Source organism: Acinetobacter sp. 766875, assembly GCF_000582055.1.
Taxonomy (GTDB): domain Bacteria; phylum Pseudomonadota; class Gammaproteobacteria; order Pseudomonadales; family Moraxellaceae; genus Acinetobacter; species Acinetobacter nosocomialis.
Genome location: NZ_JEXX01000004.1, coordinates 148,743 through 163,512, shown reverse-complemented (window position 1 = coordinate 163,512; position 14,770 = coordinate 148,743). Strand labels below are relative to the sequence as shown.

The following is a 14,770-nucleotide window of genomic DNA, read 5'->3' as shown; positions in this document are numbered from 1 at the left end:
TTGTTGAACTCGCTGGTGTACAAGCCATGAAAAGAACAGAAATCAAACGTAGACCGTTATCAGATACCGTACTAGCTAACCTTGAACCGGAATCAAAAGAATATCGGGAGCTGGACGGCGAAGGCTTATATTTCCGTGTAAAGCCTGATGGTAAAAAAGCATGGCTATTCAGATATAAAAAAGCAGATGGTAAATGGTCATGGCTGGGTATCGGTACTTATCCTGAATTATCAGGAGCAGGTGCAAGGAAGAAGGCTAGAGAGATAATCAAGGATATATCACAAGGTGATAATCCAATCATTACCAAGCAAGAACGTAAACGCCAAGAGCTTGAGCAAAATAATGCCACCTTTGAAGTATTGGCCCGTGAATGGCTGGATACCAAAGCAAATACTTGGGTAAAGGACACCATGACCCGAAACAAGGGTGCATTGGAAAAACATATATTTCCCATTTTTGGTAAACGCTTGTACACCAGCATTAAGCCGATTGAATGGATGAATCATTTAAAAGGTATTCAGCAACATCAAGGAATATATGAACAGGTAAACCGAGTTCGGGCCATGTGTCGTGATATATACGATTTTGCAAAGGTGACAGGCCGTATTGATTACAACCCATTAGAGGGGCTGCAAAAGTTCCTACAGCAGGGCGTAAAACAAAATATGTCACATGTGAGTGAACAGGAGTTACCAGCACTATTGAGGGCCATTAATAGCTACCCAACTATGGACGTTCGGATGGGCTTGCAGCTTTTGGCCATGTTGTTCTGTCGACCTACCGAGCTAAGGGAAGCCAAGTGGCAGGAGTTCGACTTGAATCAAGGGATATGGAATATACCAGCCGAGCGCATGAAGAAACGCCGTGAGCATGTAGTGCCTTTACCTAGGCAAGCTATTGCCATACTAAATGAGTTAAAAACTTACGAAACCAATTCTGAGTATTTATTTCCGAGCAGATCAGACAAGAGCAAGCCAAAGTCGGACACAGTTTTTATTATGGCCTTGCGCCGTATGGGGTATGAAGGTAGACAAACACCGCACGGATTTAGGCACATTGCCAGCACCTTGTTAAACAATCGTGGTTTTGATGAACGTCATATTGAAGCAGCACTGGCACACGTAAAGGATGGCGTGGCAGGCGTATATAACAAGGCTCAATATTTAGATGATAGAAAAATCATGCTGCAATGGTATGCGAATCATTTAGAAGAAATTGCAGATCAAAGCATTATTCAGTTTAAAAAGGCTAAATGACAATATATGTCGCACTACTAGCCAATAAATGCACAAATATAGGTAAATATAGATTATATATAGATTGCTAAGTCTAGGTTAGCTCCCGAAAGTTGGACACCCAATCCGATTGACTTAGCATCATTTTGGGGATGCTGTGGGAGGTATACATGACTATAGAATATGATGAATTTGATTATGAACTTAGCCGCTACTTTAGAGAAACGTACAAGTCAGATAGTAGAATAGCAAATGATATTCTTAATCTTGTTGATTTGATAGGTATTCAAGATATACAACTATTACATGAATGTATGACTAATATTTATGAAAATAAAATAACCCCTCAAGTGGTAAGTATTTTTGAAAAGAATGAAAATGAAATTATAGAAAAAATTAGAGATGCATCTAAGATAAAAATGGAAGATTACGCCTATATTTCCTTATCCGATGCTTATACGACGTATCAAGTATGTTCTTATATTTTTAATAAAGAAACACCGCCAACGAATGAAGATGTAGGCTTTGCAATGGATTCGTTTGATAGAATTTATAAAGATATAGGGATAGTTTATTCTCATATAGTAAGTGACCTTAATGTTTTTAACAAAATACAATCGTTAGGCGGAAGAACTAGAGCCAAAAAATATGATACTTATAAAAGTGAAATTTTTAGAGAATGGGAGAAAGGTGCATTTCACAGTTATTCTAGGTGTGCGAGAGATTTTTCTAGCAAATTTGATTTAAACCCAAAAACAATAGAGCTATGGCTATCAAAAAAATATAGCAAATCTTAAAAGTCACCCAAGATGGAAGCACAATTCCCATTGTTCTAGCATAATGGGTATTATGCTAGAACAAATATTTTCAATATAAAAATCAATATCATAATAAGCCCATATTCTTTCATATATGGGCTTTTTTATGACTATTAAACCTATCCGCGTTCAATTCAAAACCGCTTGTGAACTATTGGACATAAGCCGCGAATCATTGCGTCACATTCAGCGTACAGATGAAACTTTCCCGAAAGCAATAAAAATAGGTACTACCAAACAGGCTCCAGTCTATTTCGACTATGCCGAGCTTGTAGAGTGGCATAACAACCAAAAACAAAGCCTTGCAGCTATGGAGGCATAACCATGAACCATCAAACCGTCATCCTAGATTATCTCAAACAAGGCAAGACCCTAAGCCAAGCCGAAGCCATAGAGTTATGCGATTGTTACCGCCTAAGTGCTGTTATTCAGCGTTTACGCCTATTAGGTCATAACATTGTGACCCATCAAGAGCCAAACCTAAACAGCAAAGGCACTCATGCCCGATACGAATTAAAAGAGGTGACAGCATGAACGCCATAACCCATTTCGATTTTAAATCCAGATCTGTTCGTATTGTCCTAGATGATAATCAAGAACCGTGGTTTTGTTTAACCGATGTATGTAAGGCTTTGGACATTTCAAGATCATCTGATTTATTACAGATTCAAAGGGGGGACGTTAAAAACGAAACCCCTAAGCGAAATGGCGCATTAGATTCAAAGGGTGTGGCGGATTACCACACCCCTACAAATGGCGGTATTCAAAAACTCAAATTTATTAATGAGCCGAATTTATATCGCATCATCTTTCGATCTAATAAAACCGAAGCGTTGAATTTCCAAAACTGGGTATTTGCTGAGGTATTGCCGTCAATTAGAAAAACCGGTTCATATTCTGCTAGACAGTCAGCTTATGAAGAATTGAACCGTTTATGTATGCAAGAGAAAGTATCTAAGGATAAAGGTACATTTCATAGTTTAGGTATGCACCGCCGTAAATATGAAAAGCATTTAAACGCCAAGCGTATCCAAACATGCAAAGCAAATTTACAGATTGCTTTTGATGGGTTACACCATGAATAAGTATGTAAACCCTGAATTTTTCAAAGCCTTTGACCATTACAAAGCAATGCTGGCCCAGTATGGGGAACATCACCCCATCACTGAGCAGGCCCTCATTTTGACAATGCACTACACGCCTGAGCATATCAAAGTGGAAATGCACCAAAAGGCGAAGGAATTAAACCTATTGCCACCGCCAAGCGGTTATACGGATGACGGCGAACCCATGTACCAGTTAGAGGACATTGCAAAGCATTTCGGCATTAGCTTTGAAGAAGCAGAACAGTGTTTATTGCAGATGATGGATAACCGCCAGCAAGTCGGATTATCAAATGACGGCGTTTTGATTGATTCGAATATCCATATCAACCGTGTGTAGTAAGGGCAAATAATGAAAAATGAATCATTCAATATTGCCACCATGCCAAAGTATAGTTATATTAATCGGGCTTTGAGCAAAATCTCAAAGTTAGCTTTGGTCGGCTATATTCTACGAGGCGCACAGTCCGCAAGGACTTTTTTTGTGCGTAATATCTCTATGCGTTCGCATATTATGGTGAAGCTGGAGAGGGACACTTTCGAGTGTGCAGGGAACCTTGTAGACCTGTCGACCAACCCTTTTCAGCTTTGCCACCCTCACTTGGTCGTGAATGGTAAAGCTCTAAAACTACAAGGAGCGCATTCTCATGCCTAAAAATATCCATCAAATTACACGCCAGCGTATCCAGTCAGCAGACTTTGCACAAAAGCAAGGATTGGTTAAACGCATTTCTTTAATGCTTAAAAAAGTATGGGGAGTGTAATTACTATGAATAACCAAAACGCTAAAAACACGCCTAAAACTTATGATGCAGGCGATTTATGGGACATTCAATCATTAGCTGAATTTGATATGAACTGGATGGAAGTAGCAATTTCAGATATTAAAAACCGTTTAAAAGAAATAAAAGCCGAACTTGGTGGTAAGGATGTTTTGGGCTTTTATGCTTTGGAAAATGTCATTGATATGTACCAGTATATTGCCGAAAAACGTCACAGCTATCATGCAGAGCAGGCAGAGAAATATAAAAAAGAATGGCATGGGTAAGGAGGGGGGCAATGAACATTAAACCCGCTTGGAATACCAAGCCTGATATGTTTGAGGGCAGCATTTCAAATATTACCCCGCAAACACAACAAAGCCCACTGGAGGAAGTGGGCAATGGTGCAAGTCATTCAATAATTGAAGCACTTGAAGAACATACAGTCCCATTATTTAACAATAATCCACTACACGGTGCAATGGCTGAAATGGTGGGTGGTTGTCCTGTAGAAATCCGCCGTTCAGTGATTGAGAAAGCCACCCAATATGGAGAAGCTGATGATAATGCCCTATATGGTTTAGCCGTATTTGATCTATACAACGAGCATTTACAGCCTACAGGTGCAGTATTCACTAACCCAACTATTAAAGGTTTTAAGGATATTGTTTTCGGCCATGGCGGTTTGTATTTCAACCGGTCAAAGTTGAATGAATTACCTTTGATTGTGACGGATGACATTCATCTTGCATTTAAAACAGCGTATCCAATCTATGCACCGTATCAATCAGATAAGATTAATGCTTATACCCTCAAGACATTGATGCAAGCACATGCTGATCTATGTGTGATAGCCCCAGTCCATCAGCAAGATGCTATACAACGGCGTTACAGTGGTATGGATGTCAAAATGGCATTTATTCCTGAACCTCCAAACATTGCTATGCTTCAAGATGAGCTAGACAGCATGATTAAGGTGGCGATAGATCAAGCCAAGAGCCTGGCAAAAGGACACTTAGCTAAACCATTTAAGATCAAGGAAGGCGAATATTTAAATATCCTTATGGATGGCTTATATCTAGTGAAGGAACATGATGATGGAGAAGGCGGTATTAAACGTACTAGAACCAGAATATCTGATTCAGCAATTATATTAGGTGAAGCCAGAAGCTTGAATAATAATAACTGGAAGCGTGTAATCCAGTTTAATGATAAAGACAATGTTCAGCATACGTTACTCATTCCCTATGAGCATTTCATGGGTGAAGCACAAGAAGCATTAAAGATCATTGCCAATCATGGATTAATGCCACCACGACAACCAAATAAGAAGAATGTATTTATTAACTACATTCAGGACTATCCAATAGAAAAGCGTTTTCGATGTGTTGACCGTACCGGATGGCATGGTCATTCATACGTTACGCCAAGCAAAACATATGGCGATTCTAGCGGAGAAGAACTTTTATTTAATAGTGAAATGAAAAACCCCTACGCCGTGCATGGCAGCCTTGCAGGATGGCAAGAACTAAGCCGCTTGATAGAGCCCCATGCACTGGGTGTACTGGCGTTTTCTTGTGCATTTTCGGGACAATTGGTTGCGCCATTAAACTTAGAGAGTGGTGGCTTTCATATCTATGGCTCATCTACCGATGGAAAAAGTACCATTACAAAAGCAGCGTGTAGCGTGTGGGGCAATCCTAGAGAAGTATCGAAACAATGGCGCACCACAGACAATGCCCTGGAGAACGAAGCCGAATTAAGAAACGATAGCTTTCTAAATCTTGATGAATTGCGACAGGCGCCCCCTAAGGCCGTGTCGGATATTGTTTATATGCTTACTGGTGGGCAAGGTAAATCACGAAGCAGCAAGACAGGCAAAAATAGGGATTCTAAGCAATTCAACTTGATGTATACGTCCACTGGCGAAGTCACCCTCGAGGAACATTTACGGCGTGGCGGTATCGAGCTAGATGCAGGTTTATTGCTTAGGTTCGCCCATATCCCTAGTGATGCAGGCAAAGGATACGGCGTATTTGAATGTGTCAACTATGGCAGCAATTCAAGCGACTTGGGCAACCGCATTAATGAGCTTGCTGCGAAGCATTACGGATATGCAGGCATCAAATGGCTTGAGTATCTGACCAGTGATAAAGATGTAGTAATGCAGCAGGCCCAGAAATTACTAGACAGCTTTATTGAGCAGCACACCCAAGCAAAGAACGGACAAGCTAACCGCGTTTTACGCCGTTTTGCATTGGTGGCGGTGGCTGGAGAGCTGGCAACGCTGGCAGGCATTACAGAGTGGCAGCAAGGACGCGCATTTGAAGCCGTAGCGCAATGCTTTAATACTTGGCTAAATAGTCTAGGCGGTGGCGAGAATATGGAAGAAACAAAGATTCTTGAACATATCAAAGCCTTTTTTGAATCCAACGGAACGAGCCGTTTTGAAGACTTAACTGTAATCAGACAGGCAGACGGCGAAGTAATCCGTCCGCGCACTCATAACCGCGTTGGGTATTACGATCCTGATGATAAAGTCTATCTTGTATCGCCGACCATGTTTAAAAAGGAAATGTGCATAGGCATGAACGAGGCGAATGTTAAAAAAGTCTTAATCAAACATGGCTGGATTAAAGAGTTTATCGAGGGAGGCAAGAAACTATATGTGAAAAAGTCTAGCGTCAATCTACCTGACGGCACACGGCCGAGAATGATGCACTTTAGCACTGAGGCCATGCAGAACTCAGATAGTGAAATCTGAAAATAGATTTTATAGGGTGGACGATGTGGACATAGTGGACATAAAGAAAATATTTATAGTTAATGTATTGCTATATATAGATATTATTATGTCCACTTTATATAAATATACATATTTTAATAGGTGGACATAAGGTGGACATGATTCAAGGTAAATATATCTTGTCCACCTACTATGATTTTAATGTCCACTTTTTTTATATGTTGTTTTTCCTATGGGTGGACAGATTTAATTATTTAAAATCATGCATATAGAAGTGAATGTCCACTTTATCCACCATGTCCACCTAAAATTACACATATACAAGTATAAGCATATTAAGAGATTGAACAATGCCAAACGTAAAGAAAGTTACTGTCATGGGTGTGTTAGGTCTTAACCCTGAAACTAAACAATTTTCCAACGGTGGCAGCGTTACGACATTCAGCGTTGCAACTACTGAGTTTTGGAAAGACAAGACCACAGGTGAGCGTAAAGAGGCTAATAGCATAAATCTGTATCAACAATCGTTTAAAGAGTGTTGCCAAAGGCCGTAAGGTTTATATTAAGGGAAGGGGCAGGCTAATTTCTTACAAATGAAAGTTAAGGGGGTAAAGTTGAAGTGCTATTCTTAAATTCAATTAGTAGGTTTAGCTTAAATTAATAAACTCAACTTTTATATCAAGGTTAGTTATGTCAGAACAGCAATTAAGAAAAGTTAAGGGAATTTGGTGTAAATTTAACAATCAAAATAGAATGTCAACGGTTACCCTTGATGAGATGCGTATATGTTGTATAAAAAGGGGGATAGAGATTATTGAGATTGAAGAATGTACTTTTGGTTTTAACCAAAGCATTCCAGCAATTAAGATTTCAATTGTAAACAATGTAACGGCTTTATTACCTCGACAGAAACTATCAGAAATTCAAATTTATCAGAACAATATTATACCATTCCAAAAACAAGAAGAATTCTGGGCTAAAGTAGACTGGTTCCCACCAGTCTTTATGAATCGAGAACAAATAGGTGAAGGCTTTAAAGTAGCTAATTTGAAAATTGGTTACCACGAGTTTTTGCCTAAAGAGGAGTTACAAAAACGTTTTCAAGAGTTTTTCCCGACTGTATATAATTTCTCCAACATTATTCCCATCACTGTACAAACTTTTTCAGACTCAATAGCTATATCAAAGCATGTACCATTAATTAAAGAATCAATTTTAGCTTTTTATAGCGGAATGAGAGTAGCTTCTATAGCATCCTTAATTCCGATGATCGAAGATATTTTAAATACTATCATTGAGGATTCCTTTGAGAATCTTGATTTAAAAACTAAAGTTGATCGATGCATAAAACGTGCTAAACACAATATAAAACATGATCATATATTAGGTGCAGATTGGATTCCCGAAGAGTATGTTCAAGATGATGTGCTGAAAGTAATGAATGTGCGTATTAGAATTATTGAACTAATAGGTAATTGGCTTAAAAATAGTTTTTATGAGAATACCGAAAACTACCAAAATACTTCAGGATTTAATCGACATTTTTTTGCTCATGCTAAATCTGAAATTTGGCAAAATCAGTCTAATTTTTTTCGCGCCATGGGTCTAATTCAAGCATTGGCATTTATTGAATGTTTTGCCATGAAAGAGTCTAAGTTATCAATTTTCCCACCAACTCCAGATATAAGATCAGAATCTTTTCGTAACGATGTTTTTGCTTGCTTAAATTTACAAGTCATCAAAAATACTCTTTTGCAGCAATTACAAATCGATGGGTGCTTACCTTTCAACCCAACAGCTTCAGATGATGGTTGGTTAGGTCGCTCTGCAACTTTATCAACTAAAATGAATGATGAAATAGTTAAAAGACTTAGAGATAATGGATGGCAATGTCATTCTTTTGGGCAACCTGTTAAATCTGGTGGATATATAACAGTAAGAGCATCAAAGCTTGGTAAAGAAATTGGTATAGCTCTATTGTATAGTTGTGCTACAGATAATAAAGTTTATAAAGAGTTGGAAGTAACAAATGATTATATTCTCTATCAAGGAGCACCTTATCAACAAGAATCATTTGCATATGGAATCAACAAGTATGTGGGTCCATTGAATGCTTGGTTAGCTCCGGATTAGAGAAATTCTCACGAGAAAAATTGTATTTGGATATTAATATTGTACTTAAGCACCAGATTGGTAAGTAACAGAGATTAGGGCAGATGTGTTGCAGTTGCTTTGATTAGTCCGTATAAGTCCGTATTAGTCTATATCAGTGCATATTTTTGTATCATCCAATTGCAAATAAGCCCCATATGATTAATAATATGCTTGTAGTAACGGAGATGTTATAAATAATCAGCCTAGAGCAATTGCGATAAATGCCGTTATGATCGTAAGCGTTCTGTAAGTTCGCCAATACTAGGTTACACGCCGTATCTTAAAGCCCATTCGTGGGCTTTTTGTCTTTCTGGGGATTATATGATTGCCATCTATTTAGATGAAAGCGGTGATTTAGGTTGGACTTTTACAGCCCCATACGGGAAAGGTGGGTCAAGTAGAACTCTCACAATAGCATGTGTGATTTGCCCAAGAGATAAGACAAAGCATCTTAATCGAATTGTGACCGGATTTTATAAAGCTAGAAAACGCCCTCTCAATAATGAATTAAAATCATATGATCTTAGCTCAAAAGAAAAAGAACAATTTGTTCAACAAATTATCAAATTGCATTCAAACCACCCAGATATAAAATTGCTATCCATAACCGTAAACAAAAAACGGGTAAAAACAAAATTAAGAAATGACCCTAATGCCCTATATAACTATATGGTTAAAAATATGCTCTTAAACCATTTATGCAATCATAAGCATATAGACTTCATTCCTGATTCTCGATGTGAAAAAGTCAATGTAGGCTGGAATTTAGAAATATATTTAAAACAGATGATTGCAGAGCGTTCGCAATTAGATGATGTTCTAAATGAAACTTTGAATGTTAAACCATTCGATAGCCGAGTAACGAAAGAACTTCAATTCATAGACTTCTATGCGGGGCTTGTTTGGAGTAAATATGAGTTTAAAGACGAGCGTGTAGATCAATATTTTGATGTCGCAAATCCATCTAATCAATTGATGTTCTTTGAGTATCAATAATGAAAGCATTTTTTAGAAGTGTGAGCCTTGCCCCTATCCGTAAAGCAAATCAGAACATGATTGATGGGAAAAGGGCGGATGTATTGAGCCTACCAACAAGTATCCAGCAAGATATCTTGAATCGCCGTTATTCTGCGGATGAGATTAATAGTGCTTATGCTAGAGCTATTAGTAAAAGAGAAAATTAACCCTCCAAACAAAATCAACAAATAGCAAATTAAGAAAATCACTTAGAAGGTATCTATGGGCAAAATAGAAAAAATTTATGAAAATTTAAAAACTAATAATGAAAACCTGCCGCAAGAGGTTCATTTTTTTTTCAATTGGCTATTAATGAGCAATTTAGAAATAATTACAGAATCAAGATTCACAACTGTTTTTATCATAAAAATGTTATATGCATTTATGTGTGGAGCTCACCTAGATAGTATTATTAATGAAATTAGGGAATTAGAAAAACCAAGTAAACATTATAAACGAATGAAGCCTGCAACGAAATTCATTAAACAGCCCCTAGAAGGGTTATGGCATAAGCATTATGAGCAGGTCGGGCTTAAATCTATGGCAATGAATATTAAGCAGCAGATGGGATTGAATAATAAGCAGCAGAAGATATTCAATAATACTTTTTTTAAAGAATTTTGCGATATATTCAATAACTCTGAAATTCCTCAGGATAAAAGAATTGAAGCCTTAGGATACTTGTGTTCTGGGAAGCAATATATAGATAGAATTAATGATGGAAAGTTAACTGGTGAGTGGATTATTTACCATCATTGCAATGGGAAAAATTATTACTTAAATGTTGGGAATCATAGCGATGGCGATGATGCTTTGGCACAAGAAATAAGAGAAATAGCACTTTTTGAATTCCCTTTTTTTAAAGGGAGTTTACCTATCTTCGATTAATAGTGTCTGATTAAAGGCTATTGAATAATTAAGTTTCAGGCACCTTGAATTTAGGTTGACGGCATACGATAGAAATTAGGCAATAAATACCACTCAAACCTATGTATAGAAAGGCTTTAGCCCTTTTTGATAAATCCCCATTCTGTCAACCTACGTCAACCTAAATTCATCTTAAATGGTGTAAAAACACTGTATGATTTTGCTAGACAGCCTATCTTCAATTTACCTTGACGCCCCCTACAGAAAGCAACTTTATCTTTGAACAAAGGTGAAATAGGTTCTAACCTATATAGCACAAGCTTTACGACTTTTTTGGCAAATACTATCTCGTAAGACTACGTAAGAGTAAATGTCTTTAAATTCTCCTTTGAAGGCTGACTAAATTTTTCCATTCATTTTTTAATTTTGTATGACCATGTATAACAAAAAGAGATAACTTTAATGGCACAGAATCAGCAGCAACGGACGTTTAGCAAATATCTCAAGAATGGCAGTAAGGCATATATTGAGGGTTCATTGTGTACTGGGAAGTGGAAAGACTAAAAATGGCATAGATCGAGAGGTAACAGAGATTCGGGCGGATGTATTGCAATTGTTTGGATTATTTTTATTAGACCATATTGGTGCATATTAGTTCATATTTTTGTATTCACTAATTGAAATATATTCACAAGTGAATACAATAGGATAAAAAGTTAACACTCTTATAGTGTTAAACCTTATTTAGCCCTAGTGAATGGGCTTTATAGCTTCTGAAGAATATTGGAGTACTCCTTTAAAGAGGCCTTATAAGAATTATTTAAGATCAAACATATGAGGGGGCTCATGAATGGTTGAACATCTAAAGATATATCGAGTTTCTATTAAAGCATGTAATACCTATGGCTGAATTCCCTATAGGGTAGGGGGGTTATTCCATCTATTGATTTAAAGAACTTTCACTGAATCTAATTATTTACTCTAGAGATGTATCATGTCTATCCAACATATTATTGTTCACGAAATTCGACGCGTTAAAGAAGAAAAAAAAAGTACAGAAACATTAATTGCTAAGATCAAAGATACAGAGAATGATTTAAGATCATTAAATGGTGAATTAGCAGCAAAATTATTAAAACTTTTTTCTAGTTCTAGTTTAATGGTAGGACAGTTTTCTATTGGGAATGATACAGAAAAGAAACCAGCCTTTGAACAAGGGTTAGATAATTTTTATTCTGGTGAAAATTGTCTAGACTTTGTTGAAATGACAAGAGAGTTGGCAGAATACTTTAAAACTTTTCTTGTTGAAAATAAAAGTATTACTGGTGGTTTTCTTGTTTTTTTTGAGTTTAAAGGTGATGAACATACCAAGTTAGCAGTTGCTGTAATTAATAAATCGAATGCGACTGACATTAATCCTGATCTTAATTTTATTGCCAAAGAAATTCTGGATCTAGATAAATTGCATTTGGGTGCAACAATCAATATTACAGAGTGGCGTGATGAGTTTTCGGAACGATATATTCGTTTTAAAAATGGTCAGTCAGAACAGGTAACTGATTATTTTCAAAAATTTATTGGTTGTGAAGTCGATAAACAAGCTGCAAATGAAGAAACAAAGAAATTAAAAGAAGCTATTGAATCCTTTGCTACTGAGAAACTTAAACTATCCCAAACTGCTGCAGATGACTATCTTGCTTTAGCCCACTCATATATTAATGATTGTATAACCAAAGGTGACGATGTTGTTTTGTCGAATGTAGCAAAACATGTTTTTCCTGCTGATAGTAATGAGTTTTTTGAATATGCAAGCGAAGGGCATAATTTGTCAGGAATTTTGCAAATAAGTAAAACAGAATTAAAGGGATTTAAGAAATTTAGTAGTAGCCGAAAGGACCTTTCAATTACTTTTGCAAAAGCTTTGCTGAACGATAAAATTAAATTTGAAAATGATATACTCAAGATCGACAGCTCATTACTGTCGGATAGTTTGGTAGCAGAACTTAAAGCAGCTACAACAGCAAGCAATTCAGATGAATAGAAATGACTATGAATCCAGTACAAATTTATCGTGACATCTTTCTGTCTATGCAAGACAGACAGGAAAGTTGTGACCAATTTGTAAGCTGGATGGAACTAGATGCAGACAAACTTGCTTCTCTAAAAGCTTTAAATGCATACTCATTGGCTGCTGGCAGCCTTGATGTAAAAGTTGAAGGGAAGCAACGTGGATCAGGCGTAGATTTAGAGAGAATTCAAAGCAGTCAATTTAATAGTAAATACATTTTTGAAGTTAAATTAAATAAAACTAATATTAATTTGGGACACGATTTCATTGTTTGTGATAGCTGGAATACAGTTCTTAAATACGAACATTATATAAAGAATCCTATAAAGAAAATTTTTTTAACAGATGTCGAAGATTATTTTGATATTGACTCTAGTGATAGTAAATATAAAAATTATCTTGCCATGGGTGAACTATATTCATTCATTAAATTTTTGTCTGAGGAGTCTAATGCAGACAAAGATTGTATTTTTTATAATCGTAGTTATAAGTTTAAAATTAAAGCTTGTGAAGATGATTTAAATTATCCGATTGATACTAAAAGCTTAGGTAAGTTCAAACATCAAGATATGCACCGAGAGGCTATTATTAATCTGATGTGCAAAGAATTAACGTCTTTTGTTAAAGACGAAATTGAAGATGTTAGATTTAGCTATCTTATTCGTAACTTGAATCCCTTGATTACGAATATCAATCATAGTTATCAAAGCTATGTAGAGGATTATACCTTTGATAAGGTGAGAAAAGAGTATAAAGAAAAGAAAACTGAATACATCAAAAAATTGAATGATACTTTCGATTCTGTCGCTACAAAAATGTTTGCAATACCAGCAGGTATTTGGTTCGCTACAGCCCAAATGACTACCATGAAAACTATTAGTAGTTTTATATATACCAAAAACTTCATTGTATTAATGACCGTTTTATCAATGATATTTATTATGATTCTTAATGTACATGGGCAACGTAATACACTTAATCAAGTGAAAGAAGAGTATTTAGATATTTTTGATGAATTAGAAAAAAAATTTGAAGATGTAGATGCAGAAATTAGAACAATAAAAGGTGAAGTAAATGATAAGTTCGATAGAGTAATGTCTTACATTTATGTGGCGATTATTATTTGTGTTGCATTAGGTGTGTATACGGCATACCTTTTTTATCAAAGTAGTATTGTCTAGAAATAAAAAAGCCCTGAAAGGGCTTTTTTATAGATCAGTATTTATAAAAAGAGAAATCCACTATTTGAAAATTAAAATATGATGTAACCAGATTGTGAAACTAGAATTTTCCCTCTAAATGCCACTTTTAAAGTGTAAACAAGTGACAATTTTAGCGATAAAAAGTGTGGCTATTTAAATTTAGATAGACGGCCTTTGGTAGTAATTAGACTTTAAATTTCAATCAAACCCATGTATAGCAAGGCTTTAGCTAATTTTGATAAATCCCCGTTCTGTCAACCTAAAAAATGATTTCGTCTAGCTACGTCTAGCAAAACTTGGCCACATTTTAAATTGCTTCAAGTTGTGTGCCATTTCCACCAATCCGTCTAAAAATAATGGTAAAAATAGCCATGTATTTTGTTGTACAAGACAGGTGCAATTTACTTGGACAACTTTATGTTTTAAACCACATCCAAATTTAGTGGAAAGCCTTATAGACCGAGCATCAAGGGGATTTTAGAGAGGGCTATAAAATGAAGTTTTGTCCAAGTACGTCCAAGTAAATCCGTACAGCTACGTACAGCAAGATAGGAAAAAAGAGATTAAATCTTGTTATACAAGATACAAGCAATTTACCTTGACAGACCGATATTTAAAACAGCCTGCCTATTCAGCTAAAGGCCTTATCAATAATGAAGCACAGTCAATTTTAGTAAAGTTTTAAAAGTGATATTTCGTCAAGGTACGTCAAGGTAAATCCGTATAACTACGTATAACAAATTTAGATTGTTGAATCGGAAATTCACCCTTATAGATTTGAAATCTAATAGGGAGATTT

General features: G+C 36.2%; 16 protein-coding genes. All 16 read left to right on the top strand.

The window, feature by feature from the left end:
* Positions 1–26: 26 nt before the first annotated feature.
* The 16 genes from J576_RS06005 (at position 27) to J576_RS05930 (ending at position 13,950) form a co-directional block, all read left to right on the top strand.
* The gene (locus J576_RS06005) at positions 27–1,256 is read left to right on the top strand and encodes a tyrosine-type recombinase/integrase (RefSeq protein WP_032071232.1); all 1,230 of its coding nucleotides are present in this window, start codon (positions 27–29) and stop codon (positions 1,254–1,256) included.
* A gap of 149 nt (positions 1,257–1,405) precedes the next feature.
* Entirely contained in the window at positions 1,406–2,032 is a 627-nt protein-coding gene (locus tag J576_RS06000) for a hypothetical protein (protein ID WP_000151566.1), read from the top strand.
* Between the two features lie 127 nt (positions 2,033–2,159).
* A complete protein-coding gene (locus tag J576_RS05995) occupies positions 2,160–2,375 on the top strand; it encodes a hypothetical protein (RefSeq protein WP_000153154.1) in 216 nt (71 codons plus the stop codon).
* 2 nt (positions 2,376–2,377) lie between these two features.
* A complete protein-coding gene (locus J576_RS05990) occupies positions 2,378–2,587 on the top strand; it encodes a helix-turn-helix domain-containing protein (RefSeq protein WP_001016479.1) in 210 nt (69 codons plus the stop codon).
* A complete protein-coding gene (locus tag J576_RS05985) occupies positions 2,584–3,138 on the top strand; it encodes a BRO-N domain-containing protein (protein WP_002003158.1) in 555 nt (184 codons plus the stop codon). The genes J576_RS05990 and J576_RS05985 overlap by 4 nt, the downstream gene beginning before the upstream one ends.
* A complete protein-coding gene (locus J576_RS05980) occupies positions 3,131–3,496 on the top strand; it encodes a hypothetical protein (protein ID WP_001046482.1) in 366 nt (121 codons plus the stop codon). Before J576_RS05985 ends, J576_RS05980 begins: the two co-directional genes overlap by 8 nt.
* A gap of 12 nt (positions 3,497–3,508) precedes the next feature.
* Positions 3,509–3,811: a hypothetical protein gene (locus J576_RS05975; protein WP_000787402.1), complete on the top strand. Its 303-nt coding sequence runs from the start codon at positions 3,509–3,511 to the stop codon at positions 3,809–3,811.
* A gap of 114 nt (positions 3,812–3,925) precedes the next feature.
* On the top strand, positions 3,926–4,204 hold the full coding sequence (locus J576_RS05970; RefSeq protein WP_001064707.1) for a hypothetical protein: 279 nt from the start codon (positions 3,926–3,928) through the stop codon (positions 4,202–4,204).
* Between the two features lie 11 nt (positions 4,205–4,215).
* Entirely contained in the window at positions 4,216–6,681 is a 2,466-nt protein-coding gene (locus J576_RS05965) for a DUF927 domain-containing protein (RefSeq protein WP_001022399.1), read from the top strand.
* Between the two features lie 332 nt (positions 6,682–7,013).
* Positions 7,014–7,217 (top strand): single-stranded DNA-binding protein, encoded by a 204-nt coding sequence (locus J576_RS05960; RefSeq protein ID WP_001984265.1) that lies wholly within the window; start codon positions 7,014–7,016, stop codon positions 7,215–7,217.
* Positions 7,218–7,353: 136 nt separating this feature from the next.
* Positions 7,354–8,796, top strand: a complete 1,443-nt coding sequence (locus J576_RS05955) for a hypothetical protein (RefSeq protein WP_000003532.1) — start codon at positions 7,354–7,356, stop codon at positions 8,794–8,796.
* A 342-nt stretch (positions 8,797–9,138) separates the two neighbouring features.
* On the top strand, positions 9,139–9,813 hold the full coding sequence (locus J576_RS05950; protein ID WP_000560650.1) for a DUF3800 domain-containing protein: 675 nt from the start codon (positions 9,139–9,141) through the stop codon (positions 9,811–9,813).
* Positions 9,813–10,001: a hypothetical protein gene (locus J576_RS05945; RefSeq protein ID WP_000642900.1), complete on the top strand. Its 189-nt coding sequence runs from the start codon at positions 9,813–9,815 to the stop codon at positions 9,999–10,001. Before J576_RS05950 ends, J576_RS05945 begins: the two co-directional genes overlap by 1 nt.
* Positions 10,002–10,056: 55 nt before the next feature.
* On the top strand, positions 10,057–10,722 hold the full coding sequence (locus J576_RS05940) for a hypothetical protein (protein ID WP_000515964.1): 666 nt from the start codon (positions 10,057–10,059) through the stop codon (positions 10,720–10,722).
* 973 nt (positions 10,723–11,695) lie between these two features.
* Complete coding sequence (locus J576_RS05935) at positions 11,696–12,742, top strand: nucleoid-associated protein (protein WP_000027065.1); 1,047 nt, start codon at positions 11,696–11,698, stop codon at positions 12,740–12,742.
* A 2-nt stretch (positions 12,743–12,744) separates the two neighbouring features.
* Positions 12,745–13,950, top strand: a complete 1,206-nt coding sequence (locus J576_RS05930) for a hypothetical protein (protein ID WP_024432374.1) — start codon at positions 12,745–12,747, stop codon at positions 13,948–13,950.
* Positions 13,951–14,770: the final 820 nt, after the last annotated feature.